Consider the following 24,565-nt stretch of genomic DNA (forward strand, 5'->3'; position numbering starts at 1 on the left):
TTTTGCTTGGACGCACATCGCAGTTGATTATTCTTTGTTTATTCCTGGTTTTTTCCATCCAATCCGCTGCAGTTCAATTCAATCACCTATCAACTTCTGATGGCTTAAAAAGCTCAATCATAAGAAACATCACCAAAAGTCATGACGGATTTGTCTGGATAGGGACTTATAAGGGCTTGTATCAATTTGATGGTTACCAGTTGACTCAATTCATGATGCCTGATGGTGAACCGTTCAATGAAGTCAGGTCAGTGGTCGAAGACAATGACGGTCATGTATGGATCGCTACATTATCTGATGGTATTTTTTATTATAGCGATGGCGTCATCGTTCAATATCCACAAATAAGTCCAGAAATTCATGGCGAATTTAATCACATGATTTTAGCCAGTGATGGTTTGTGGATTATATACAGTAAAAAAATCATGCGCTTGAATGAAATGACTTTGCAAGTTGAACATGAAAACCGGTTGAACAATACCACCTATTCAGCCATTGATTTTGATACTAACAACCTGTTTTTGGGCACTCAATTTGAAGTGATTAAATTCAATAAGATGACGGCAGAATATTCCTATTTACTGACCGAAACAACGACGGAAAACCGTAAAAAGTTGGTGATTCACCGTGATGTATCTGGCCTTATATGGTTAGGCCGCTCAGATGGCTTGTATCAATACGATGATGAGTGTCAATGTTTCACTGATCGCAATGACATATTAAGTGGAGTTGAGATATATGCATTGGCCTCAGACGATAAAGCGCTTTGGATTGGCACAACTAAGGATGGTCTGTTTCAATACAACTGGGCAACCAAAAATAGACTTCATTATGAATATAACAAGCTCAATCCAACAGGACTGAAAGACAACAGCATTATTTCACTATACAGCTCTGACGATATGCTGTGGCTGGGAACATTCAATAATGGACTTCAATATATCGATAAAAAAGCACTCACTTTTGGTGCGCTTTCCAGAACTGATTTATTCAATGAATGCCTGGACAGTCAAGTTATCTATGACATCTATGAAGAAGAGGTATCAGAACTTTGGTTGGCAACCAGCCAAGGGGTGGTTCTTGTAGACATGGGTCAGCAACGCTGTGTAACTTTCCAACCCGATAAAAATGACCCCAATGCCATTTCAAGCCAACTGGTTTATTCGTTTTACTCACAAGACAATGGGCTTTGGATTACTGGTTCAAATGGTATTGACTATATCAATTTAAGTCACAAAAAAATTGAACCGACAAGCAGCGGATTACCGGTTAAAAGCAGCTATTTTATGGTTGCTCTAACAAATTCAAAATTTTTGATAGGTACCAGTGCTGGCTTGTATTCATATGACTTGGACTTAAATGAATCAAAAACCATTCTGGCCGAAAATGGTGATGAAGTGATGCACCAGTTTTACCTGTATCATGTCATGCCAGATCAGTCTTATGTTTTTGGTACCACGGGCGGCTTGTACCAATTGAGGGATGATTCATTACAAAAAATTTCCATTGAGTTAAGTGATGGTCATGAAGTTGTGGATATCACAGGTATGACTGCCGATTTACATGGGGGCTTGTTATTGGCTGCTGATGAGAAATATTTGTTCACTGTTGATGGTGCTATGAATGTCACGGATTACAGTGAATTGATTGCAGACGGTGAATTACAAGCATCAGTTTATGAAATGATTCCTGATGAAAATGGTGACTTTTGGATGTCCAGCGACAATGGAATTTTTAAAATTAACCTTAAAAACAGGTCCAGACATCATTTCAAAGAGACAGATGGACTACAAAGCAATGACTTCTTGAAAATAGCCAGCCACAGAGGCCAATCAGGAAAAATTTATTTCGGTGGCAGGCAAGGGTTCAATGCTTTTTATCCTGAAGAGATATCGATCAATACAGTGCCGCCAAAAGTGGTGATTACTGAAGTGTCGCAGCTGAATAAAACCATCAACGTGGGACAGCAAACTCAAGGCGGATTTGTTTTAAATAAGCCCATTAACCAAATGGAAAGCTTGGATTTAGGTCATAAAGATTTGTCCATTGGTTTTGAATTTGCAGCCTTGGATTTTGCCGATTCCATGCGCAATCAATATGCTTACCGACTGTTGGGATTCAATGATGAGTGGAGCTATGTTGGTGCTGATAACCGCCAAGCCCATTACACCAACTTGAACCCTGGCAATTACACTTTTCAGGTCAAAGCTTCTAACAAAGACGGTGTTTGGAATGAAACGCCTAAATCCTTGTCGATCAAAGTTTATCCAGCACCATGGCTTTCGGCTTGGGCCTATTCAGCTTATATATTGGTTTTGGTTTTTTCAATTTGGGCTTTTATTCGATACAAAACCATCGCCAGTCGTAAACGCGCCAAACAACTGGAAGTAACGGTGGCGGAGCGAACCCAGGAAGTGGTGTTACAAAAAAGAATGGTGGAGTCTTTACTTGATCATAAAAATGAAGTTTTTGCCAATGTTACTCATGAATTCAAAACGCCTTTGTCCTTGATTTTGGGACCAACAGATCAATTGGCAGATGAACCTGAGTTGGCGGCATACCGCAGTCAATTGTCAATGATTCAGAGAAATGCCAAGCGATTGTTGTTGATGGTGGGACAAATTTTAAAGCTGTCGCAAGCCGAACAAAACAAAGAAGTTCTCAGGGAAACCCAAGCAGTCAGACCCACTTTATTGATGTTGTATGAATCATTTTTACCCTTGGCAAAAGAAAAAGAGATGAGCTTGAAGTTGACCAATGAGATTGATGTTAACGTTTATGCAACAGCTGAATGTGTCGAAACAGTGATAGGTAACCTCATTTCAAATGCATTGAAATATGCACCCAAAGGGGGGCACATCGATGTGACTTCTGCGTTGCATGATGGGCATATCTGCATCACGGTCAGTGACAATGGACCTGGCATCAGAGAACAAGATTTGGGGAAAATTTTTAATCGTTTTGTGCGTTTGGACAACCACAAAAACATCCAAGGTACTGGCATAGGTTTGGCCGTGGTTAAAGAAGTGGTTGAAGCCAACAACGGTTATGTCAAAGTAACCAGCGAGTGGGGTAAGGGGACCCAGTTCAGTGTGACCTTTCCAATCACACAGTTGAATGTTGAGGGTACCATGAGCCGAGTGATGACCGACCAAATGGTTAACAACGTGACAATGGAAATGCATGAATCAACAAAACCTGCCAACACCAGCAAACAAAGTAATGCTGTGTCTGTGTTGATCATCGAAGACAACTTGGACATGCAAAAACACACCGGTGATGTGTTAAGCGACCGTTTTAATTGCATGTTTGCAGACCGGGGTGAATTGGGCATCGCTCTGGCATTAAAAGAAGTGCCTGACATCATCATCTGTGATGTGATGATGCCTGGCATGGATGGTTATCAAGTGACTCGAATTTTGCGTCATGATGAGCGCACTTCTCACATCCCCATCATTTTGTTAACTGCCTTGAACACCAAAGAAAGTCGGATCAAAGGATGGCGAGAAAAAATTGATCGCTATATGACTAAACCGTTTGATGGGACAGAACTGAATGTGCAATTGGACAGCATGTTAAGTATCAGGAAATTGTTACAAGAAAAGACCAATCATGTGATCAATAACCACGATCCGATTGATTCACTTGATCTGTCTAAACAAGACCTTAAGTTCATAGAAAAACTGCAAGACGTGATTGCTCAATACCATTCCAATGAATATTTTCAGAAAGCCGATTTGGCTGACAAAATGGCCGTCAGTGAACGCCAATTACTCAGAAAAGTAAAAGCTTTGATCGGTACAGGCCCCTTGGAAATGTTGCGTGATTATCGATTAGAGCAGGCAAAGCTGAGGTTAAAAGATGGCTACCAAGTGGGCCAAGTCAGTGTGGATTGTGGCTTTGGGTCCATTTCTTATTTTGGCACATGTTTCAAGAAAAAATATGGTATGACGCCAAAACAATACCAACAATTGGATTAGTTTTTCGGTCTTAGACGATTGTATAGTGCCAACTCAATCACAGTAAAATAGCTCGTGTTCAGTAAAAGTATAGGCATGTATCTTCAGCTATCTTTATTTATATTTGGCAGGGTAAAATGTTTTTTTTAATGCTTACTTTGGTTTCTGGTTTTGTTCAAGGGTCACCGAACTGTGATGTGATTTATGTCCATGGATTTGAGTCAGGTGGGCCAACCACAGAAGTCTGTGAAGCCCCAATCATTGCTGACATGGGTATGCACACAGTGAGCCATGGTGATACCTTTGTATACCAGCCACAGATTTCAGGCGAAGTGGTGCTTTGCCGAAAAGACATGGGTCATGATGAGGTCAATGTTGACTCAGTTTCTGGATTAATCACTTGGGATACTTCCGAATTGTTGTTTGGCCGTGGGTTTTACATTCGCATTAAATGCAGCAATTACCATGGTTCTGCCTGGGCATCGATGGTGGTTCATGTTGATAAATCTGGCAGCAGTCAATTGCGGGTGGCAGGTGAAAATGGAGTGTCACCCTTTATTGCTGTGGCTGCCAGTGAAATGCAAGGTGGCGATACTGTGGTGTTTCCAGATGGACTTTATCCAGTTTCGGTCAGCCAGGATGAAAGTTTTGAGAACGCGCTCAAGACCACCACGGATGTACCCAGTAATGGCAGTGCTGATCAATTCAGTACCATCATGGCAGCATCACCCGGTGGTGTATTGATTTCAGGAGCGGCACATGATGGTATTCCAAAACAAAAAAACGCCATACAAATGGCTTCCAGTAACTATGTCGCATTGGTAGGATTTAAAATCGCTGATGTACTCAGAGAATCTTTCACTTCATCAAATGGCAACCATTTATTGGTCGAGTTCATCGGTACTGCCGGAGCTGGTACCAACAACTTACCTTGTTCAAATTTTATTGAAGCCAGAGAAGGTTGGTGTTCAAAGGCTGGTATGCGAGCCAACAATGGAACCCCTTTGTTTCAAGCTAATTACGATTGGGGCCATAACCGCTATGGCATCATGACTCGATCTACCACTGCCTCCATTACCCGTCGTTCATTTGTACGCTTAGATGAGCATCGCGGTGATCAACCTTATGGTGGATTCAGTGATTATTGCGATCAGGCCCATTTAAGCCAAGACAATGTGGTGTTTGATTCCTTGGCAATTGCGGCACCACATTATAAAAATTATGCGGGCTTGTCGGCATTTCCTGCCACTGGTTGTGAAAATATGGTCTCTGAATTAAAAGTTAAAGGCTTAATGGCAGTCAATAATAAGTTGTCATTGTCTTTGATGGATTCACAGGCTGGCGTGGATAACGAATGGGTAAACATCGTATCATATGATTCTGAAGCCACTTGTACACCACAAGGAAATCGTTGTGCGGCACCATTATTACAGTCTGATAAAATTTTGAATGTGCGTGAATCATTCTTCGGTCAGGCCAGGGCATTTAATAACAACATCAGCGGTCCACCGGCCTTTGGAGAAGAAATTATCTTACAGGAGAATGTCACCTTGTTTGATGTATTTGATGAAACTGATCAAGGGTCACCACCGCGTTATTTACCTGAATCCTTGTTGTATTTCAGCGGTAAATCAGACACCTTTCATGGAGACCCTGGTTTTCAAGAGATGACCACAGTCAGGCGTTGGCCCATTTCTGGTGAGGACATCATGGCTGCCAGTATGCAATCATATTTCAACTCGGCAGCATTTAAAGTTGGTGGAGGAACTGTGGCAGTAGATGGCAATCGTGGCGCTGTGGCAGAAGGTGAAACCATGTCAGAATACTTTTGGGCCTATATGGATCCTTTGATCCCCCCATTGGTGGTCAGGGTCAAGGATCTGGGAGCTACGCATCGGATAGCATGGGAACACTTAAGCAGTCATCGACGGACATCAGTCATTGGTTGGAAAGTGGTTTGTACATCCAGTGGCAACACCACTTTGGTCATCCTTGATGAAAATCAACTCAGTTATGAACACCCTGCAGGTTCATGTACGTCCTATGCTGTCAAAACTATGTACTTCGCAGGTGAAAGTGGGATTGCTTACAGTGAGGTACCAGTCCAATGAAACCTGTATTAATTTTGTTGGTTTTGTTGGGCGCCCCAATACACCATTCCGCAACGAATGCCTCGCCATTTCCGATAGAAAACTATCAAAATCCCAATGACATGGTGGCTTGGTCATCAGTGGCTAATTTGTCGGGCATCACCCATAACTGGGTGGCAGATGAGTATGTTACCGTACACCAAAACCAATACTGTCGATTTGATGCCCAACTGAATGAATTGGGCTGCGGTTCATTGGCTTGTGGGGATTGTGAAGACATCAGTTTCCTAGGAACCAATGGCGAATTCTATGAATATGCCTTGGTTGAGGAGGGTGGCGCAGAAGGTTCGGTGGCCATAGTGCAATCACCCATCAGCACCCACAACCTCAGGCTTGATCAAGTTGATGTGCAGTGGTTGACCTATGCCAATACTGCAGGTGGTGATGCCGGTGAAGGCGTGGCTTATGATGCCTTGAACCAAATATTTTATGTTTGTATAGAAGACCCACAAATGCAAGTCCTCAGTTTTCAAAGACCCACGGACTCTAGTGATGCCACTTTCTCAGATGGCTCTTTGGTGGTGACTGAAGCCTTGTCATTTGCTCAATTGAGCGGCTTATTGGGTGGAGGGGCGGATTTGTCCAGTTGTTACTATGATCAGCTGACGGGTCGATTGTTGTTGCTGTCGCACATCGGGCATAAGCTCAGTGACATTGATCTATCCGGAGTTTTACATGGCCAAATTGAGTTGCCTCAGGCCCAAGTGGAGGGTTTTACGTTCAACGCAGACTTTACGCAATTGCTGGTGGTGGCTGAGCCCAATTTACGACAAATATACTACGCTTCTGATGTGATTTTCAGTGATGGATTTGAGTCAGTTTTTGTTTCAAATAACGAGATTATACGCACCTTATGGTAAGCTTTGAAGGGTGAATATATGAGCTTAATAATGACAACAGTTGGGAATTTAAATGGAAAAATTGGTTAACTTTCAAATCGACAATAACATCGCTTGGATCATGATGGATGATGGACAAAAAAACGTCATCTCACCGGCCATGATTGCCCAGTTAAACCAGGCTTTGGATAAGGCTGAAAAAGCTGGCGCCGTGGTGGTTTTAACCGGTCGACAAGATGTTTTCAGTGCGGGATTTGATTTAAAGGTATTTAAGTCCAGCGCCAGTGAAACCTTGAAAATGTTGATGGGTGGGTTTACTTTATCCAGACGCTTGTTGGCGTTTCCGACACCAGTCATCATTGCCTGTAATGGCCACGCCATTGCCATGGGTTCATTTTTGTTGTTATCAGGCGATTATCGCATTGGCGTTGAGGGTGATTTTAAAATCGTTGCCAATGAAGTGCAAATTGGGCTGACCATGCCTTTTTCAGCGATGGAAATTTGTCGCCAGCGTTTGAATCCCTCGCATTATGATCGGGCGGTTTTGTTGTCAGAATGTTTCCATCCACAAACGGCCATTGGCGCCGGTTTTCTTGATCAAGTGGTGGCCAAAGAAGACTTGAATGCGACGGTTTTACTGTGCGCTAAGCAATACGCCACACTGCATGCCAAAGCGCACAAAGCCAGTAAATTAAGAACCAGAAGAAAAATGTTACGAACCTTGGGCTGGGCGATTCACAAAGACCGCTTTGATTTTATCAAACAAGGTATTCTTAGGGCGATCAAGAAAAAATGACCGGCTGAAAGTGGTTTCAAATCATGTAATCAGCAAAGATCAATTCCAGTTCTTCTGGGCTCAATGGACGGTAGAAAAAATCCACACCCACCACCAAAGCATACAAAATCAACCCATGTTTTTTGACATCGATTGGGTCGTCATACAAATCGCCGAGCAGTTTTAGCAAATACTGGTGTCTTTGTTGATAAACTGATGTGACAAATTTTTTGACTGCCTCATCCTGAAAGGACCAGGCATTGATTTCAAATTCCAAGCGGTTGCCGTTGATGGCGCCATCGATGCATTGGCGGCCTAAAATAGATAATTTTTCTCGACTGGTTTTGCCCTGTTCAGCCTGTTCGATAAAGCCTTGGGTGAAGCGCTGTTTCCAGTAAGCCAGAACCTGCATTTCGTAATCGCGTTTGGATTTAAACCAATGGTAAAAACTGCCTTTGGTGACATTGAGTTGAGCACAGAGTGCTTTGATTTTTAGTGCACGCCAGCCGATGGTATCCAAGGTCTGGATACCTTTTTTTAACCACGCCAATTGGCTGTTGTTGTCGTTGTTCGTTACACTCATTTGTTGTTCATGGTTTTAGCGTTGTTTTGGGATGGCGCTTCTTGCCACATACTGATTAAAAATCGTTGATTAATTCAGCATGTGGATTAACCCTGTGACATCAGGGATAAACAATTCAGGCAAGACTGAAAATTTAAATACCCATTGCAGCATACCTTGTGGTATGTTACATTGATTGTCAGCATACCTCAAGGTATGTTTATTTGAGGAGAAACCCATGCAAATCAATGATCAGTTGTTTAAAACCAAAATCAAACCATTGTTCTCTCAGGCGGTTTTCGTTGCTGTGGCCACCGTCAACCAAGCAGGCATGCCGCATGTAACGCCCATCGGCAGCGTGGTGCTGAAAGACAAAAACAGGGGTTGGTTCTTTCAAAAGTTCACCAAAAACATACCGCAAAACGCTGAGCATTGTGAATACGCCACCCTGATGGCAGTCAACGATGGTAAATGGTTCTGGCTCAAATCCTTGATAAAAGGTCAATTCAAACAGCCTCCAGCCATGCGTTTATTGGTGAAACTGGGCGACTTAAGACCCGCGACAGAAGCCGAAGCACAAAAATTCAAGCGCCGGGTGAGCCTTTTCAAGCACAGCAAAGGCCATGCCCTGATGTGGCAAGACATGGCCAACATCCGCGAATTCGAAATCATTGAATACAAACCCATCTACATCGGCCAAATGACCGCCAAGCAATTGACATAAATAACTTTGAATACCTGTGGAAATTACTTCATTGGCATGTAAAAATTTATGGCTTGAGGCGCCAGTATTCGATCTGCTGCCGATTGGCGGCATGAGTTGTGCTCAGATTTCAGGAGACTAGACAGTGAGTGATGAACAAGCAATACGAGAATTATTCAATAATTGGATCAAAGCAACCACCGAAGGCAATTTGGAATTGGCGCGACAATGCATCGCTGACGATGCGGTATTTTTAGTGCCCGGTGCAGGAGAGATGGACAAGGAAACTTTTGCGCAAGGCGCTGCGGGCGGTTCGCCTGAGGAGTCCCCAATTGATTTTGAGCTGGACAGCCAAATCCGTGAGCTGAAGGTGTTTGGTGACCAAGCCTGTCTTTGGATTGAATCGAAATTGCTGTGTAAGCCGAAAAACGGCGATCCAAGCACAACCATGGCGGGTCACTCACTTTCGGTGTTAGAAAAGCGCGCTGGTCGTTGGCAAATCATTCGTGATGCCAACACCATGACCGTGGTTGCTGCGTAAGTTTGGCTGTTAATTCGTCTTATTGCCTGTCACTGAATATGCCGTTTAAAACCTATGCACCTTCTTCAAGCAAACACCCTCAAATCATATTTTTACGGATTTCATATTTTCTCTGCCTGTATATTACTGTGGTAGGTATGGTTTAACCTGGCTGGGATACCGTATTGATTGAACTGCTGGAATTTCTGTGCTAATGTGAAATAAAAATAAGAAGCTGCAAAAGCTCTGAACTAAAAACCTGGGAGTAAAACATGAAGTCAATAAGTACGCTTAACGTGCGCTTTTTTGTGTGCACCATTCTGATTTTTATAATCAATCCAACTCTGGTCTTAGGTCAAGCCCCTGTGGGGTATTACAGCACCATTGACGAAACCAATCCAACCACACTCAGAAACTCCATACATAACATCATTGATGATCACACGCGCTATCCTTATACGTCGTCAGCCGTGGACACTTGGGATGTATTGGAAATTGCTGATGAAGATCAAGACAATGCGGGCAATGTCATCACCATTTATCAGAATGACACCAATGCCAAAGAGGGTGGTGGTAACACCTTTTATAACCGCGAACATTCTTGGCCCAAATCATACGGCTTCCCGAATGATGGCAGCACCAACTACCCTTATACGGACATGCACCATTTATTCATCGCCGACAGTGGTTACAATTCTTCACGCAGCAACAAGCCGTATGACTATTGTATTTCGGGTTGTGCTGAAAAAGTCACACTGGTCAATAACTCACGCGGTGGTCCGGGCATTTCAAATTGGACGGCAGGCTCATTCACCCAGGGCATGTGGGAAGTCTGGCAAGGACGCAAAGGCGATGTCGCCAGGGCTTTGATGTATATGGATGTGCGTTATGAAGGTGGCACCCATGGGGTGACCGGCGTAGCAGAACCAGATTTAATTTTAACTGATGATCTGACACTGATCGAAAACTCAAATGCCGGCAGTAATTTATCAACTGCGTATATGGGTTTGTTATCGGTGCTGATTACTTGGCACAACGATGACCCTGTCGATCTCATTGAATTACAACATGCCGAAGCTGTTTACAGTTTTCAAGGCAACCGCAACCCCTTTGTAGACCACCCTGAATGGGTGGAATGTGTCTTTGAGTTGGTTTGTAATGGTGGTGGTACTGACACCACAGCACCCAGCCAGGTCAGTGGTTTATCGGCTGTTGCCAATACCAGCACTATCGATTTAGATTGGTTCGATAACACCGAGGCTGATTTGGCAGGTTACGATGTTTATCGCAGCCAAACTTCAGGCAGTGGTTATGTGAAAATCAACAGCAATCAATTGTCGCTGTCAGCGTATGCAGACAGCAGCATCACAGGTGGCACCACTTATTATTATGTGGTGACAGCCAGTGACATCACTGGCAATGAATCAATCAACAGCAACCAAGTGACGGTAACGGCACAATCATCAGGCGGTGGTACCTCAACGGCCTGGATCAATGAAATTCACTATGACAACAAGGGCAAAGACCGCAATGAATCGGTAGAAATTGCGGGTCCGGCTGGCACCGATGTTTCAGGATGGACTTTGGATGCTTACAATGGCAGCACCGGTTTGGTCTATGATTCAATCAGTTTGTCTGGAACCATTGCGATGGAAGAAAATTGTATGGGCACCTTGGCCTTCGATTATGCCGGTCTGCAAAATGGATCACCGGACGGCGTGGCTTTGGTTGATTCCGTGGGCCAAGTCTTAGATTTTATAAGCTATGAAGGCAGTTTTACCGCCAACGACGGTGCGGCCAATGGCCTGGTGTCGCATGACATCAATGTGTCAGAAACTGCTTCAACCAGCAGAAATCATTCGCTGCAATTGGGTGGAACAGGATCATCAGCGGCTGACTTTACTTGGCAATCTGCACAAAGTGCCACCAACGGCAATGTCAACAGCAACCAAGTGTTTGATGGTTGTGGTGCAGACACCACGGCACCATCGGCGCCGTTGAATCTGTCCGCCAATGCCAGTGATGCTCAAGTGGCACTGACATGGCAAGCCAACACTGAAAATGATTTGGCTGGCTATCATTTATTGCGCAGTACTTCACCAGGTGGCTCGTATACCCAAGTTAACGGTTCGATCATTGTTGATACCCTGTATTTTGATACCTCGGTGAACAATGGAACCACTTATTATTATGTGCTCAATGCTGTTGATTCAACCGGCAATGTGTCAACCAACAGCAGTGAAGTCAGCGCCACACCGACAGCACCTGTTGTCAGCAGTGATGTTTGGATCAACGAAATACATTATGACAACGATTCCACCGATGTGGGTGAATTTGTAGAGATTGCCGGTGGTGCGGGTATTGATATAAGCGGTTGGCAAATCCTTCTGTACAATGGCAGTGGAGGTGCTGTTTATAAAACAGTGAACCTGTCTGGGGTGATACCCAATCAGCAAAATTCATTTGGTACCATTCCATTTGACATCAGTGGCATTCAAAACGGTGCGCCTGATGGCTTGGCCTTGGTGGATGCTGCTGGTGTGGTGATTGAGTTTCTCAGTTATGAAGGCACGCTGACAGCGGTCGATGGTGCGGCTGCAGGCATGACTTCAGTCAACATAGGCGTCAGCGAAACCGGTTCTACCCCAGCGGGCTATTCATTGCAAAGGGCGGGATCTGGCATAGCGGCCAGCGACTTTGTATTTACCGCGCCGCAATCTGAAACTTACGGCCTGGTCAATACAGGCCAGTCATTTTAAACACCCTTAACGAAACCGATACAAAAAAACCCACTTTCTGGTGGGTTTTTTATTGGGTGCTGCGGAAGCTGAAAAAATGACAGCACAGCCAAGAAGCCACAGGGTATCAGTTATCGATTAATTCGGTAAACAGCACGCCACAACCACTGGCATCGGTACAAACGCTGTCGGTGTAAGGTGGCACAGTAGAGTGAATGATATTCAGGTAATACAGCGTGTTCTTTTCCAAGATACATTTTACAACCAAATCAGTTGGTGATGGATTGTCCTTGGTGGTCCAGCGCAGAACGGGGGCGGTGGATCCACCGGCATATTGGCCACCAACCACACAGCGACCGCGCCCGACATCAGGTGAGCTGACATTGAAATCACCTGGGCATTTGCTGAGTGATACGGTATAAGAGGCTGGGGTGTAATTGGCTGTCGGTTGTTCAAATGAATTTTTCCGTAGATACAGTGTAAGCGGAGTGGTAACAGGGAAAGTGGCGTATTTATTGATCGGTATGGCAAACGAAAATGACGATGAGGTGGAGTCGCCAAAAGGGTTGCCAGAAAAAGCCTCGTAAGACATGGTTTGTGGCGTTGTTCCTACAGGTGGTTGGTGCAGGGTGCAATCTGTCTCGGGTCCGATCAAAGCACCGGAAACCAATGAAGCATTCTCAGCATCTACATTGATCTTTAATTCAGCCGTTTCATCCAAGTCGTAGAAATATTGGGCAGCCATAGAGTCAAAAGCAAACAGCAAAAGAAGCAATTGTTTCATTCGAATCCTCCGAGAAAAATGATTTCTCTTGGGTCAATAAACTCAACCCCATTGTCACAGACGATGTCGCCGTTGATGGAGTCGTATTTAAAATAAAGGTTGTTGCCGTCGGTAAACACCAGTGCATCTGAATCTGCTTTGAATTCAATAGACAGGCCGTTCAGTAAGATTCGAGGTGGGTCAGTTGGAATGATTCCGCTCGCTGAGGTACAGTTGTTGAGGTTACTGGTCTCAGTAAACAGGTGTAAATCCGAATAAAAGTTGACTTCAACGGTATCACTCAAAGGGTAGCGATAGCCATCAATGACAATGAAGTGGTTGTTGCTTGTGCAGCCGGCCGTGTTGATGATAATGACATCGTCGGCCGATCCGTTGTTGATCACAGCGGCTTGGAATTGGCAGGTGCTGTGTGTGTATGAAATCGGAAACAACAAATCAGAATACAAGACAGGTGAGCCATCATTGATTACATTGAATGTCCACAGTGCTTGTGAAGACATCGGTGTTAATAAAAAGATCAGTGTTAACAATTTCATGTTTTTGCCCTGTTTTTAAATTCAGCCACCAGTCATATTTTACCAGATCAGCTTGAGTCAAAACGGCAGGTCAATGGCCCGATGTTTTGGCATCAATTGAATCAGTATAAACGGTGTAGTCAGCAAGCTCAAGGCAGCAAGTCAGAATTTGCAGGGCTGGGTCACACAATGAAGTTTTCAGTCAAACAGCTAAAGTGGCTTCCACAAAACAAAAAAAAGCACCCAGATGGGTGCTTAGTTCTGACTGTTATTGGCTGAATATTAGCCACATTTAGAGGAACCACAACTCTTACAAGTCAGGCAGCCTTCTTGGTAAATCAGTTCGGTAGATTGGCAGTTTTCACAGGTACCTTTGCCCACTTTGGTGCCATCTTCGATGTACTTTTTCAATGCACGGGTAACGCCGTTTTTCCAAGTGTTGATTGATTCGCTGTCCAATTGTAAACTGTTGATCAACTCCACCACTTTTTCAATTGGCATGCCGTGTCTTAAGGTGCTGGAAATCAGTTTGGCATAATTCCAAAATTCTGGATTGAATTTATGTGACAAACCTTCAACTGTGGTTTTGTAGCCACGTTTGTTACAGAATTGGAAATCATAACGTGAGGAACCATCATCCATAAAGCTTTTTATGATCAAGCCAGTTTCAATCGATCTGGGCAGGAAGATGCCATCTTCATCATCGGCCAAACCAGTGAAAATTTCATAGGGTTTACCATTGATGGTGCCGACAAAAGCAATCCATTTTTCTTTGTTGTTATGGAACCTAACCACTTCAGCATCCAATACTTCAGGACGCTTGGTGGGGAAGTCAACCAACTCATCGGTTTTTTCCTCGTTGGAGATCAGTACACCTGAACGGGAGCCATCGCGGTAAACTGTAACGCCTTTACAACCCACTTTCCAAGCTTCCATATATAATTTACCCACCAGTTTTTCATTGACGTCTTCTGGCAGATTGATGGTCACGCTGATGCTGTGATCAACCCATTTTTGAACCGCACCTTGCATCCGCACTTTACTCAACCAATCCACATCGTTTGAAGTGGCTTTGTGATAGGGTGATTTCTTGATCAAGGCATTCAGTTCTTTCTGTGCATAGTTTTTACTGGTGTCATAACCATTCACTTCCATCCATTGTTTGAAACGGTGGTGGAACACAATGTATTCTTCCCATGAATCACCCACTTCATCAACAAAGTCCACCCTGGCGTCTTTGTCATTGGGATTGACTTTGCGGCGGCGTTTGTAAACGGGCATAAACACCGGCTCAATACCAGACGATGTCTGGGTCATTAAACTGGTGGTTCCCGTCGGTGCAATGGTCAATAGCGCAATGTTGCGACGACCGTGCTTGACCATTTCATCGTACAACGAGGGATCGGCTTCCTTAAGACGCTGGATGAATGGGTTGTCTTGTTCACGGCTGCTGTCATAGATACCAAAAGCACCACGTTCTTTGGCCATTTCGACCGAAGCTCGGTAAGTTTCAATGGCGATGGTTTTATGCACCTGCTCGGTCAATAAGTTACCTTCTTCGCTGCCATAGCGAATGCCCAAAGCGGCCAGCATGTCACCTTCCGCAGTGATGCCAATGCCTGTTCGGCGTCCTTCATTGGCTTTGGTTTTGATGTTCAGCCACAGGTTTTTCTCGATGCGTTTGACTTCATCGGTTTCCGGATCAGCTTCAATTTTGTCGATGATTGAATCAATTTTTTCCAATTCCAAATCAATGATGTCATCCATCAAGCGTTGTGCTTTGCCGACATGGTCAATGAACAGGCTTTGGTTGAATTCGGCTTTGTCAGTAAATGGATGGTCAACGTATGAAAATAAGTTGATGGCCAACAAACGACATGAATCATAAGGACACAATGGAATTTCACCACATGGGTTGGTGGAGACTGTTTTATAACCCAAGTCAGCATAACAATCAGGTACCGATTCGCGGGTGATGGTGTCCCAAAATAAAATACCAGGCTCAGCTGATTTCCATGCATTGTGGATGATTTTTTTCCACAACTTACGGGCTTTGATGTCTTTGGTGAATTGTGGTTTGTCACTGTAGATGGGGTATTTTTGGTGGTAATCGCTGTTGTCGCTGACGGCTTTCATGAATTCATCGTCAATCCGCACAGAGACGTTGGCGCCGGTGACTTTGCCTTGTTCCATTTTTGCATCAATGAAATTTTCTGCATCTGGGTGGTTGATGGAAACCGATAACATCAAAGCACCACGACGACCATCTTGTGCCACTTCACGCGTAGAGTTTGAATAACGTTCCATAAAAGGAACGATGCCGGTGGATGTCAATGCTGAGTTTTTGACAGCAGAGCCACTGGGTCTGATGTGTGACAAGTCATGACCCACTCCGCCACGGCGTTTCATCAGTTGTACCTGTTCTTGGTCAATTTTCATGATTCCGCCATAAGAGTCGGATTCGCCATCGTTACCAATCACAAAACAATTTGACAGCGAGGCGATTTGGTGTGGGTTACCAATACCGGTCATGGGACCACCTTGTGGTACCAAGTATTTAAAGTCTTGAATTAAGGCGAAGACATCTGATTGAGACAATGGGTTGGGGTATTTTTTTTCAACCCGCGCAATTTCTGCAGCCAACCTGTGGTGCATGTCATCTGGAGTTTTCTCATACACATGACCTTCCGAGTCTTTCAAAGCGTATTTATTGACCCAGACTCGAGCCGCCAAATCATCGCCTTTGAAATATTCTAAAGCGGCTTGATAAGCTTCATCTTGTGTATAAGATGGCAGCTCAGTTAATAATGATGCTTGCATATTTTTTGTCCCAACTTGTTTGTTCTGATGTTTAAAATTTGAAATACTTTTTTAATTGGAAAATATTATTTTTTTCAATTAAAAGGTGATTTTGTAAAATTAGCAGAAAAATAAATTATCAATAATTTCAATTGTTTAGTTCGAATGTCCTGTATTCTGAAATAAAAGCAAAATTAATTATATTCTTTATTTTCAATGACTTATCTGGTTTACACGCAATCACACTGGCTGTTTCTTCGGTAGGAGAATATATCATACTAGGGCACTGCAAATCCATTCAAAAGTGTTAACTTTTTAATTTAAAAATTACAAAAGTTTCCCAAAAAAATAAATTTTAAAAATAAATTTAATGGTGACTGAATGGTAATTGCTGACTGAACACAGTTCTGAGGATGGTTTTGACTGGCTTTTACAGGCCTATTTATGGGCAGTTGAATCAGTGTGTTGGGATAATGAGGTTCATTGAAGTTAAGTTTGCTGTTTGCATGAATGGATCACTACATACACTTGATATGATATAAATAGATTGTTTGTTGCTTGAGCCGATGGATCAATGCGCTTGTAGCCAGTTGGCATTGATTGGTATGAATTTAGAGGCGGTGTTGATCAGGGCATCAGCGGTTAATTGGGTGACACCGTATACATGGGTTTTTACCGCGTATTTTTCCATCACATGCTTGAGCAGCATGGCAAAATCGCCATCACCGGAAAGTAACACGATTTGATCCAAGTCTTTGGCGGCTTCTAAGATGTCGATGGTGATACCCACGTCCCAATCGCCTTTGGCCGAACCATCACTGCGTTGAATGAATGGTTTTAGCTTGACCTCAAAACCAATGTGTCTGAGGGCGCTTTGAAACTTTTTTTGATCATCCACATTGCGGCTGATGGCATAGGCATTGGCGGTGATGATTTCACCTTGTTCACTGAGGTGCTGCCAGAAACCGCGGTAATCAAATGAGCGACCAAAGGCGTCTCTGGTGGTGTAGTAAATATTTTGTACATCAACAAAAACGCCGATTTTCATTTAGCTTCTTGATCCGCTTGAACGAGGTCCTGCAGATCTTTGGCCAGCAGATCGGCCACTACCAGAGCGGTTGGCACCAGCCCGGTTACCACTGGCTTGATTGCCACCGGCTCGGTTGCCACTGGGTCTGCTTTTATTTTGACCTTTGTAACCGCCAGTAGAATGACGGCCTTCAGCACTTGAGCCTGATCTGCCATCAGCAGAACGGTTTCTTTGTCCTGGGTTGCCTGATGGTTTTTTGTAGGGTGACTTCTTAAAAGGAGCGCTTTCATCAGCTGATCGTCGGTCATCCGACTTGAACGGCTTTTTGAAGTTGTTGTTTTTTCCTTTGTAGTTAGAACGTTTGTTGCCGCCTTCATTGTCGCTGTCTTTGTTCCAAGGACTTTGCCCAGACCGGCGTTGACCTTCTTTGGCTTGCAGGCTGCGTTCACGTGCTTCTTGATTTTCTTTTTCAGAACGGTTGGCCCATTTTTCTTTGATTGAAGCTTTGACAAAAGGTCTGGTTTTGGGCTTCTTGGGTTTTTTCTTGTTGCGTGCTTCGGTTTCAAGTTTGGCCCTGAATTTGTTGCTGTCCTTTTGGTATTGTTTGGCTTTTTCTTTCGCCTGTTGTTTGTAAGGTGCTGGTCTTTTTGGTTTGTTGGCATAACTGCCACGCATGGCTTCTTTGGACTCAGGCACATCATGGGTTGGTTCAAAATCGTCAACAATGACTCGCTTGAGTTTGTTGCCAATCAATTTTTCCACATCAAACAACTGGACAAATTCATCGGCACTGACCAATGACACGGCTTCACCTTCGGCACCGGCTCGGCCCGTACGACCAATCCGATGCACATAATCCTCAGGTACATTGGGTAAGTCAAAGTTAACCACATGGGGTAACAGGTCAATATCAATACCACGGGCAGCGATGTCTGTAGCCACCAATACTCGCACTTTGCCATCTTTGAAAGCGGCCAGTGCTTTGGTTCTTGCAGCTTGACTCTTGTTGCCATGAATGGCCAAAGAAGTGACACCGAATTTTTCTAAATATTCTGACAGTTTATTTGATCCATGTTTGGTGCGACAGAACACCAAAACTTGTTGCCATTGGCCTTGTGCCACAAGGTGCAACAGCAATTCTTTTTTACGTTTCTTATCAACCGGATGCATGACTTGCGCCACCCTTTCTGCGGTTGTGGTTTGTGGGTCAATTGATATTTCAACTGGGTTTTTGGTGATGCCTTTGGCTAATTGTCTGATTTCTTTGGAAAACGTGGCTGAAAACATCAGGTTTTGTCTTTTATTTGGTAACACATGCATGATGCGTTTGATGTCATGGATAAAACCCATGTCCAACATGCGGTCGGCTTCATCAAGTACCAACACTTCCAGATCATCAAATCGAACTGCATTTTGGCTGTATAGATCCAACAATCGTCCAGGAGTGGCCACCAATATATCGACACCACGTCTGAGTTTTTGCATTTGTGGGTTGATTTTCACCCCACCAAAAACCACGGCTGAACGCAAGTTCATGTATTTGCCATAGGTCATCACACTGGCTTCAACCTGTGCGGCCAACTCTCTTGTGGGTGTCAGAATCAGGGTGCGGGCACAGTTGGATTTAACTGGCTTGCCTCTGCTGAGCAATTCTAATATGGGAAGGGTAAAACCAGCAGTTTTTCCGGTACCTGTTTGGGCGGCTGCCATCACGTCTCTACCAGCTAAAACGGCAGGTATGGCTTGGGCTTGAATGGGTGAGGGTGTATCGTAGCCTTCTTCAGACACTGCGCGCAGCAGCGGCTTTGAAAGACCGAGTTCGGTAAATTTCATTTATTTTTCTCTGTATTTAGTAACAGCACATTGGGCTGTTTGCACAGCACTTGAGGCTGTTTGCACTTTGGGTTGTGCGACAAATATCAGAAAAGTAGAATTGCTGTTTTGCGCACGCTTATGAGCCTGTTGACTCAATCTTTGCCCGTCTTTTTCAGCGGGAGGCGTACTTTACCTGAAGTGACGGGTAATTACCACCTATAATCCTGTTTAATCGAAATGAACGGCTTCAGTTGTCAAAACCATGAACAAAAATGGTGTCAACAAGCAGTGCAGTACAGAGGCTGCCAGACGCTTTGACCTTGATGTCATCGATGTGCCAGCCATCGCGGGTGACTGAGCTGTCGGTAGTCAGTCGAAACCGAAGTTTTAATTCGTTAGAGCCATTGGGTGGGTTCAAGGGTTCAATTTCTTGTTGCCATTGGTCTTGATTGTTACAGGTTGAGATTTCTTGCCAGCTGCCACCATCAAACTGTACTTCGAAATGACCATAATCATAACCGGCTTCGGTGTCACAATGACTCATGTAGCTGACTTCAAGTGACTGGGCATCAGTGATTGAAATGGCAGGTGTGGTTAAGGACAGGTTGAGGTTGTCGCTGTAGTTACCACCAGGGCTGTCACTCCAGGCATTGTTGGGGCTGACACTCAATTCATTGCTGATGGCCCAAGGGTTTTGGTTGTTCCAATTGGGTGAGCCACTTTCCATGTCATCGCTGAAAATATCACAAAAAGGATGCAATTGGATGTCTTGTACCAACTGTGTGCCTGCAACCAGGTTGAGGTTGCTGAGGGTCTGACTGGAGTAATTGGCTGCTGATACCACCAGGTCGGCTTGGCCCGGTTGTACCCACTGTGAGTAGGAACCATCGCTGACAGTGAGGGCATTGGATTGGTTGATTTGTAACAAACCGCCAGGGATGGCATTGCCGGTCAAAGCATCAGTCACTGTGCCGGTTAAATGAGCCACTTCATTTTCAAGCACCACATCGACAAATTTGGCAAAGGTAGCACCGGCTCGCAGGCCATCGGAAGCATGAACATAGACCAAGTTCTTGCCAGTTGTTAAGCCAGTTGTACTGATCGTGCTGTTAAAGTCTTCTTGGACTTCATCGTAGTTACCGTCAGTGGCAGCCAAAGCGGTGCCGGAGGTGGCTTGGGTGGGTAATTGATTGATGTACGCGGTCACTGATTGGATCGATTCGGTGCTCTGTGGACCATTGGCCTGGCTGTAACGATCATCATTGGCGGTGCCTGAAACCTGGATGTTGCTGTCTGCAAGAACCACATTTGGTATCAATAATAAGTTTTCAATGTCAGGCCCCAAGGGTTGTTTATAAGGTGCTTGCGCCACCCTGGCCAAATACATCAAGGCATCCAGGTTGTCAGGTAAAACCGTGCTTTCAAAGGAATTACAGTCTTGAAAAAACGAAGTGCCTAACTCAAACACCAATGACGCAATACCCAATTCGCCATAGGTGGTGTCTATGGAGGCGCCGTTGACTGGATACAAATCGCTGGCCGACTCCGGTAAATAGTCATTGAACCAAGCGGTTCTTTTACTTAAGGCTTGGAATTGATTGTCATTGGGTGAAAGACTGCCGGTAAAACCCCATGGATAAAGTACCAATTGACTGTAGCTGTGTATGTCAACAAAAACACCACTGGTGTCATCAGCCACTGGGTCATTGATGCCAGGGCCTCGGTGGTCATCGAAAATCTCACGGATATAGGCCATTTGTGCCATCAGCTCAGGTTCTGATTCAGCTGAACTGCCGCCATAGGTGGGCCCGCATTGATCATTTCCGGTAGCCCATTCGAATTGATAATTTCGATTCAAGTCAGCGCCGCGATCATTGCTGCTTGGTGAGCAATAATCCTGATTGGTGTTCTTGCGCCACAACAAGCCGGTTTCAGCTTGTTTTCTGCCATCGGGGTTGGTTTGTAATGAGAAGTGGATTTCATGGTGATCTAATATCCAGGTGACATCGGCATTGAGGCCGTATTGAGACAACAAATATTCGGCAAATCGGGTGTTCAATTCAGCCGTTGCGTACTCTCTGGCATGGATGGCAGAGGCCAAAAATAAAATGGGCTTGTCGCCTATGGTGCTTTGATTGGTGAGTTTGAGTATTCGAATGTCATGGCCAGCCAGGCCGTTAACGGTTTTTTCCCAACTGTCTCCAATGTCCAATACTTCGGCCAAATTGGGGTGATTCAACTCCATTTGATCCATTCTTTGGAAGGTTTCTTCCACCGTTGAATAACAAGCAAAACCAGGAATACCTGTACCCATTTTATTGCTAAGGTGGCTGTTTGCTTTGATGTTCTGTTGGTCCAAGGCGTGCTGCGCCATCAACTTGTGGTCCAGGTACATCGGCAAGTCTAAGTCATGAAGTTTTTGCAAGGTGCTGGGGTCTTGGATGTATACAATGGCAAATTGTTGTTGTTGATTAACTGCCCAAACATCACTCAATGCGTCTAATGATTGTAATTGTTTTTGGTGTTGAAAATGAATCCTGGCGATTGAAGGGTAATCAATGCTTTGGTTTTTATTTAATGGTTGTGTGTCTATGGCCCATGAAAATTGGCACCAAAGCAGGGATAAAAGAAAAAAAGGTTTCATGGGTATACTCAGTTTGTGGGTTTATGAATTGATGTCGTTCAGCAGTTTTTCCAGGGCGTCCAGTTTGGCCCGGGTCTTGGCCAATACCGCTTTTTGTACTTCGAACTCTTCGCGGGTGACCAAATCGGCCTTTTGTAAGGTGGCGGTAAGGATTGATTTCATGTTTTGGCTGAAATCTTGGCGCATGGTTTTCAAATCATCAGGAATGAATTTTTCAACTTTGTTAACTATGTCTTCAACTACTTCTGCTTTAATCATGTGGGTTCATAGGGTCAATGGCATTCAATTTTAACATAAACGCTGCTTAAGTTTAAAAGTAGAATTTGCAAGCAAACCAGTTTCTTAATGTATAATGGCGCCATGAAAAATCCATTTAATATCCCTGATCCGGAATTTGCAGATCAAGTCAAAAAATATAAAAACCCCATCCCCAGCAGAAACGCCCTGATTCAATTTCTTGAAACAGAAAAAAAACTACTCAAACTCGAAACCATCGCAGTCAAAATTGGCGTACAGAATGATGAACAGTTTGAAGGTTTAAGAATTCGTTTAAGAACCATGGTCCGTGATGGCCAATTATTGGTCAATCGTCGAGGCGGTTATGGGGTCAGAAAAAAACTAGAACTAACCCAAGGTCGCGTCAGCGCACACAGTGACGGCTTTGGCTTCCTGATTTCAGATGAACTGGAAGAAGATGCTTTCATCACCCCCAAACAAATGCGTATGGTGATGGATGGCGACATGGTATTGGCCGATGTCCAACCTGCCTACAAAGGCAATGGCAAGCACGATGCCTTTATCGTTGAAGTGTTACAACGGGCTCATGCCACTGTGGCAGGACGTTTGATTGATGAAGAAGGATTGGCCTATGTCAAAGCCGACAATTCTCGCATCAGTGACATCATGATTCCACAAGAAGGCAAAGGCTCGGCCAAACACAATGACTATGTCACTGTCAGCATCAAAAAATACCCCGATAAAAATCGCCCCGCTTTTGGTGAGGTGATTGCCATTCTGGGACAACAGCTGAATCATGAACTTTCCATGCAGTTAACCATTGTCAGTGAAGGTTTGCCACATGAGTGGCCTGCTGGTGTTGAAAACTTCAGGGCACAGATTCCCAAAGAAGTGGTTGAGGCGCATATTGGGCCACACAAAGACATCCGCCACATTCCATTGGTTACCATTGATGGCGCCGATGCCAGAGATTTTGATGATGCGGTGTATGTCGAGCCCACAGCCAAAGGTTATAAACTGTTGGTCGCGATTGCCGATGTTTCTACTTATGTGCGACCTGATTACCCTTTAGACAAGGAAGCCTATAACCGAGGCACTTCGGTTTATTTTCCAGGAAAAGTGATTCCCATGCTGCCCTTGGAATTATCCAATGGCATTTGTTCATTGAATCCGAATGTCGATCGCTTGAGCATGGTCTGTGAAATGCACATCAATGAGGTAGGAGAAATTCAGTCTTATGAATTCTACCGTGGTTTGATGCATTCTCATGCACGCATTACTTATGATGAAGCCTGGGCGTATCTTGAATCGGGTGAAAACAGCAAAGGCTGGTCACGCAAGGTGACTGAGTCCTTGGACCATCAATACCAGTTGTTCAAAGCCTTGCAAGTTGAAAAACAAGCACGCGGCGGCATTGAATTCAATTCATCCGATGTGTTCATTTCCATCGGTGAAGATGGCATGGTTTCTGACATCCAGCAATACACCCGCAATGATGCCCATAAATTGATTGAAAATTTCATGATATCAGCCAATGTTTGTGCCGCAAAATTCATTGAGAAGCATGAAGTCCCGGCTTCGTTCCGTTGTCACAACCCGCCGCCGGAAAGCAAAGTCAAAGACTTGGTCACATTTTTGAAAGGTTTGGGTGTAACGCCTCATTTTCGGGAAGACCCAAGCCCTAAAGATTTGACCCAATTATTGGATCAGATTCAACACAGAGAAGATAAAAATTTGATTGAACAAGTGGTTTTGCGTTCACAATCATTGGCATCTTATGAATCCACCAATGCTGGACATTTCGGCTTGGCCTTAACCCATTATGCTCATTTCACTTCACCAATCAGGCGGTACCCTGATTTGATGGTGCATCGAGCGATAGATCACATTGTTTATCACAAAGGTGAGCAATATCATTACAGTGAAGCGCAGGCGGCTGAAATGAACAAACAATGTTCGATGACTGAACGTCGGGCTGAAACGGCTTCACGAGAAGTGGATGCACGTTTGAAATGTTTGTTTATGCAACAGTTCATTGGCGATGAAATGATCGGCACTGTATCTGGTGTGACTCGATTTGGTTTGTTCGTGCAGTTGGTTCAATACCAAGTAGACGGTTTGATTCATGTCACCTCATTGCCCAATGATTATTACCACCATGACCCCATCAAGCATCAATTGACCGGTGAACGTGGTGGCAATCAATTCATGTTAACTGACCAAGTGGCGATTAAAATTGCGGCAGTTGATTTGGATGACCGTAAAATAGATTTCGAATTTGTTGGTAAAATCAATGCCAAAGGTGAGATTCAAAAATCTAAAAAGAGTGACGTAAAAAGCAATAAAAAATCCAATAAAAAACCCCAAAAAGGCAAAAACAAACAAGATGAACCTGCCGGTAAAAAAGGCAAAAGTAAGCGTCGCAGGAGTCGCAAAAAACCATCATGAGTTGAAGAAGCCAAGCCCAATGGCTTACTGCATGCGATTGTGCTTTG

At 44.2% G+C, this 24,565-nt stretch carries 16 protein-coding genes; 8 read left to right on the forward strand and 8 right to left on the reverse strand.

What is annotated here, in order from left to right; translation table 11 throughout:
* Positions 1–23: 23 nt before the first annotated feature.
* From CCS90_RS04730 to CCS90_RS04745, 4 genes are all read left to right on the forward strand, one after another.
* On the forward strand, positions 24–3,980 hold the full coding sequence (locus CCS90_RS04730) for an ATP-binding protein (RefSeq protein WP_133566484.1): 3,957 nt from the start codon (positions 24–26) through the stop codon (positions 3,978–3,980).
* 116 nt (positions 3,981–4,096) lie between these two features.
* The gene (locus tag CCS90_RS04735) at positions 4,097–6,070 is read left to right on the forward strand and encodes a hypothetical protein (RefSeq protein ID WP_099018334.1); all 1,974 of its coding nucleotides are present in this window, start codon (positions 4,097–4,099) and stop codon (positions 6,068–6,070) included.
* Positions 6,067–6,969, forward strand: coding sequence for an SdiA-regulated domain-containing protein (locus CCS90_RS04740; RefSeq protein ID WP_099018335.1), 903 nt, complete (start codon positions 6,067–6,069; stop codon positions 6,967–6,969). Before CCS90_RS04735 ends, CCS90_RS04740 begins: the two co-directional genes overlap by 4 nt.
* Positions 6,970–7,021: 52 nt before the next feature.
* Positions 7,022–7,744 (forward strand): crotonase/enoyl-CoA hydratase family protein, encoded by a 723-nt coding sequence (locus CCS90_RS04745; protein WP_099018336.1) that lies wholly within the window; start codon positions 7,022–7,024, stop codon positions 7,742–7,744.
* Between the two features lie 16 nt (positions 7,745–7,760).
* Here the strand turns inward: CCS90_RS04745 and CCS90_RS04750 are convergent, their stop codons facing one another.
* Complete coding sequence (locus tag CCS90_RS04750; RefSeq protein WP_099018337.1) at positions 7,761–8,306, reverse strand: TetR/AcrR family transcriptional regulator; 546 nt, start codon at positions 8,304–8,306, stop codon at positions 7,761–7,763.
* Between the two features lie 217 nt (positions 8,307–8,523).
* On the opposite strand from CCS90_RS04750, the gene CCS90_RS04755 reads away from it, so the two are divergent.
* The 3 genes from CCS90_RS04755 to CCS90_RS15045 all read left to right on the forward strand — a co-directional run bounded on the left by CCS90_RS04755 (position 8,524) and on the right by CCS90_RS15045 (position 12,267).
* On the forward strand, positions 8,524–9,009 hold the full coding sequence (locus tag CCS90_RS04755; protein WP_099018338.1) for a pyridoxamine 5'-phosphate oxidase family protein: 486 nt from the start codon (positions 8,524–8,526) through the stop codon (positions 9,007–9,009).
* A 124-nt stretch (positions 9,010–9,133) separates the two neighbouring features.
* Positions 9,134–9,529, forward strand: coding sequence for a YybH family protein (locus tag CCS90_RS04760; RefSeq protein ID WP_099018339.1), 396 nt, complete (start codon positions 9,134–9,136; stop codon positions 9,527–9,529).
* Between the two features lie 251 nt (positions 9,530–9,780).
* Complete coding sequence (locus CCS90_RS15045; protein WP_211337032.1) at positions 9,781–12,267, forward strand: endonuclease; 2,487 nt, start codon at positions 9,781–9,783, stop codon at positions 12,265–12,267.
* A gap of 106 nt (positions 12,268–12,373) precedes the next feature.
* Here CCS90_RS15045 and CCS90_RS04770 read toward each other — a convergent pair whose 3' ends face one another.
* From CCS90_RS04770 to CCS90_RS04800, 7 genes are all read right to left on the reverse strand, one after another.
* Complete coding sequence (locus CCS90_RS04770) at positions 12,374–13,030, reverse strand: hypothetical protein (RefSeq protein WP_099018340.1); 657 nt, start codon at positions 13,028–13,030, stop codon at positions 12,374–12,376.
* Positions 13,027–13,566 carry a hypothetical protein gene (locus CCS90_RS04775; protein WP_099018341.1) on the reverse strand — a complete coding sequence of 180 codons (540 nt, stop codon included), beginning with the start codon at positions 13,564–13,566 and terminating at the stop codon, positions 13,027–13,029. Before CCS90_RS04775 ends, CCS90_RS04770 begins: the two co-directional genes overlap by 4 nt.
* A 261-nt stretch (positions 13,567–13,827) precedes the next feature.
* Positions 13,828–16,365 carry an adenosylcobalamin-dependent ribonucleoside-diphosphate reductase gene (locus tag CCS90_RS04780; RefSeq protein ID WP_099018342.1) on the reverse strand — a complete coding sequence of 846 codons (2,538 nt, stop codon included), beginning with the start codon at positions 16,363–16,365 and terminating at the stop codon, positions 13,828–13,830.
* Between the two features lie 550 nt (positions 16,366–16,915).
* Positions 16,916–17,392: a LabA-like NYN domain-containing protein gene (locus CCS90_RS04785; RefSeq protein WP_099018343.1), complete on the reverse strand. Its 477-nt coding sequence runs from the start codon at positions 17,390–17,392 to the stop codon at positions 16,916–16,918.
* Complete coding sequence (locus CCS90_RS15090) at positions 17,393–19,207, reverse strand: DEAD/DEAH box helicase (RefSeq protein WP_099018344.1); 1,815 nt, start codon at positions 19,205–19,207, stop codon at positions 17,393–17,395.
* Positions 19,208–19,436: 229 nt separating this feature from the next.
* On the reverse strand, positions 19,437–21,833 hold the full coding sequence (locus tag CCS90_RS04795; RefSeq protein WP_099018345.1) for a M14 family zinc carboxypeptidase: 2,397 nt from the start codon (positions 21,831–21,833) through the stop codon (positions 19,437–19,439).
* A 21-nt stretch (positions 21,834–21,854) separates the two neighbouring features.
* The gene (locus tag CCS90_RS04800; protein WP_099018346.1) at positions 21,855–22,091 is read right to left on the reverse strand and encodes an accessory factor UbiK family protein; all 237 of its coding nucleotides are present in this window, start codon (positions 22,089–22,091) and stop codon (positions 21,855–21,857) included.
* Between the two features lie 102 nt (positions 22,092–22,193).
* Here CCS90_RS04800 and rnr point away from each other — a divergent pair, with 102 nt between their 5' ends.
* Positions 22,194–24,518, forward strand: coding sequence for a ribonuclease R (gene rnr / locus CCS90_RS04805; protein ID WP_162846811.1), 2,325 nt, complete (start codon positions 22,194–22,196; stop codon positions 24,516–24,518).
* Positions 24,519–24,565 lie beyond the last annotated feature (47 nt).

It is taken from the genome of Marinicella litoralis (assembly GCF_002591915.1).
GTDB classification, from domain to species: Bacteria; Pseudomonadota; Gammaproteobacteria; order Xanthomonadales; family Marinicellaceae; genus Marinicella; species Marinicella litoralis.

Bases quoted from the DNA above. Each gene is read 5' to 3' on its own strand.
- CCS90_RS04735 (WP_099018334.1), top strand. From the start codon at position 4,097: ATGTTTTTTTTAATGCTTACTTTGGTTTCTGGTTTTGTTCAAGGGTCA.
- CCS90_RS04740 (WP_099018335.1), top strand. From the start codon at position 6,067: ATGAAACCTGTATTAATTTTGTTGGTTTTGTTGGGCGCCCCAATACAC.
- CCS90_RS04745 (WP_099018336.1), top strand. From the start codon at position 7,022: ATGGAAAAATTGGTTAACTTTCAAATCGACAATAACATCGCTTGGATC.
- CCS90_RS04750 (WP_099018337.1), bottom strand. From the start codon at position 8,306: ATGAGTGTAACGAACAACGACAACAACAGCCAATTGGCGTGGTTAAAA.
- CCS90_RS04755 (WP_099018338.1), top strand. From the start codon at position 8,524: ATGCAAATCAATGATCAGTTGTTTAAAACCAAAATCAAACCATTGTTC.
- CCS90_RS15045 (WP_211337032.1), top strand. From the start codon at position 9,781: ATGAAGTCAATAAGTACGCTTAACGTGCGCTTTTTTGTGTGCACCATT.
- CCS90_RS04770 (WP_099018340.1), bottom strand. From the start codon at position 13,030: ATGAAACAATTGCTTCTTTTGCTGTTTGCTTTTGACTCTATGGCTGCC.
- CCS90_RS04775 (WP_099018341.1), bottom strand. From the start codon at position 13,566: ATGAAATTGTTAACACTGATCTTTTTATTAACACCGATGTCTTCACAA.
- CCS90_RS04780 (WP_099018342.1), bottom strand. From the start codon at position 16,365: ATGCAAGCATCATTATTAACTGAGCTGCCATCTTATACACAAGATGAA.
- CCS90_RS04785 (WP_099018343.1), bottom strand. From the start codon at position 17,392: ATGAAAATCGGCGTTTTTGTTGATGTACAAAATATTTACTACACCACC.
- CCS90_RS15090 (WP_099018344.1), bottom strand. From the start codon at position 19,207: ATGAAATTTACCGAACTCGGTCTTTCAAAGCCGCTGCTGCGCGCAGTG.
- CCS90_RS04795 (WP_099018345.1), bottom strand. From the start codon at position 21,833: ATGAAACCTTTTTTTCTTTTATCCCTGCTTTGGTGCCAATTTTCATGG.
- CCS90_RS04800 (WP_099018346.1), bottom strand. From the start codon at position 22,091: ATGATTAAAGCAGAAGTAGTTGAAGACATAGTTAACAAAGTTGAAAAA.
- rnr (WP_162846811.1), top strand. From the start codon at position 22,194: ATGAAAAATCCATTTAATATCCCTGATCCGGAATTTGCAGATCAAGTC.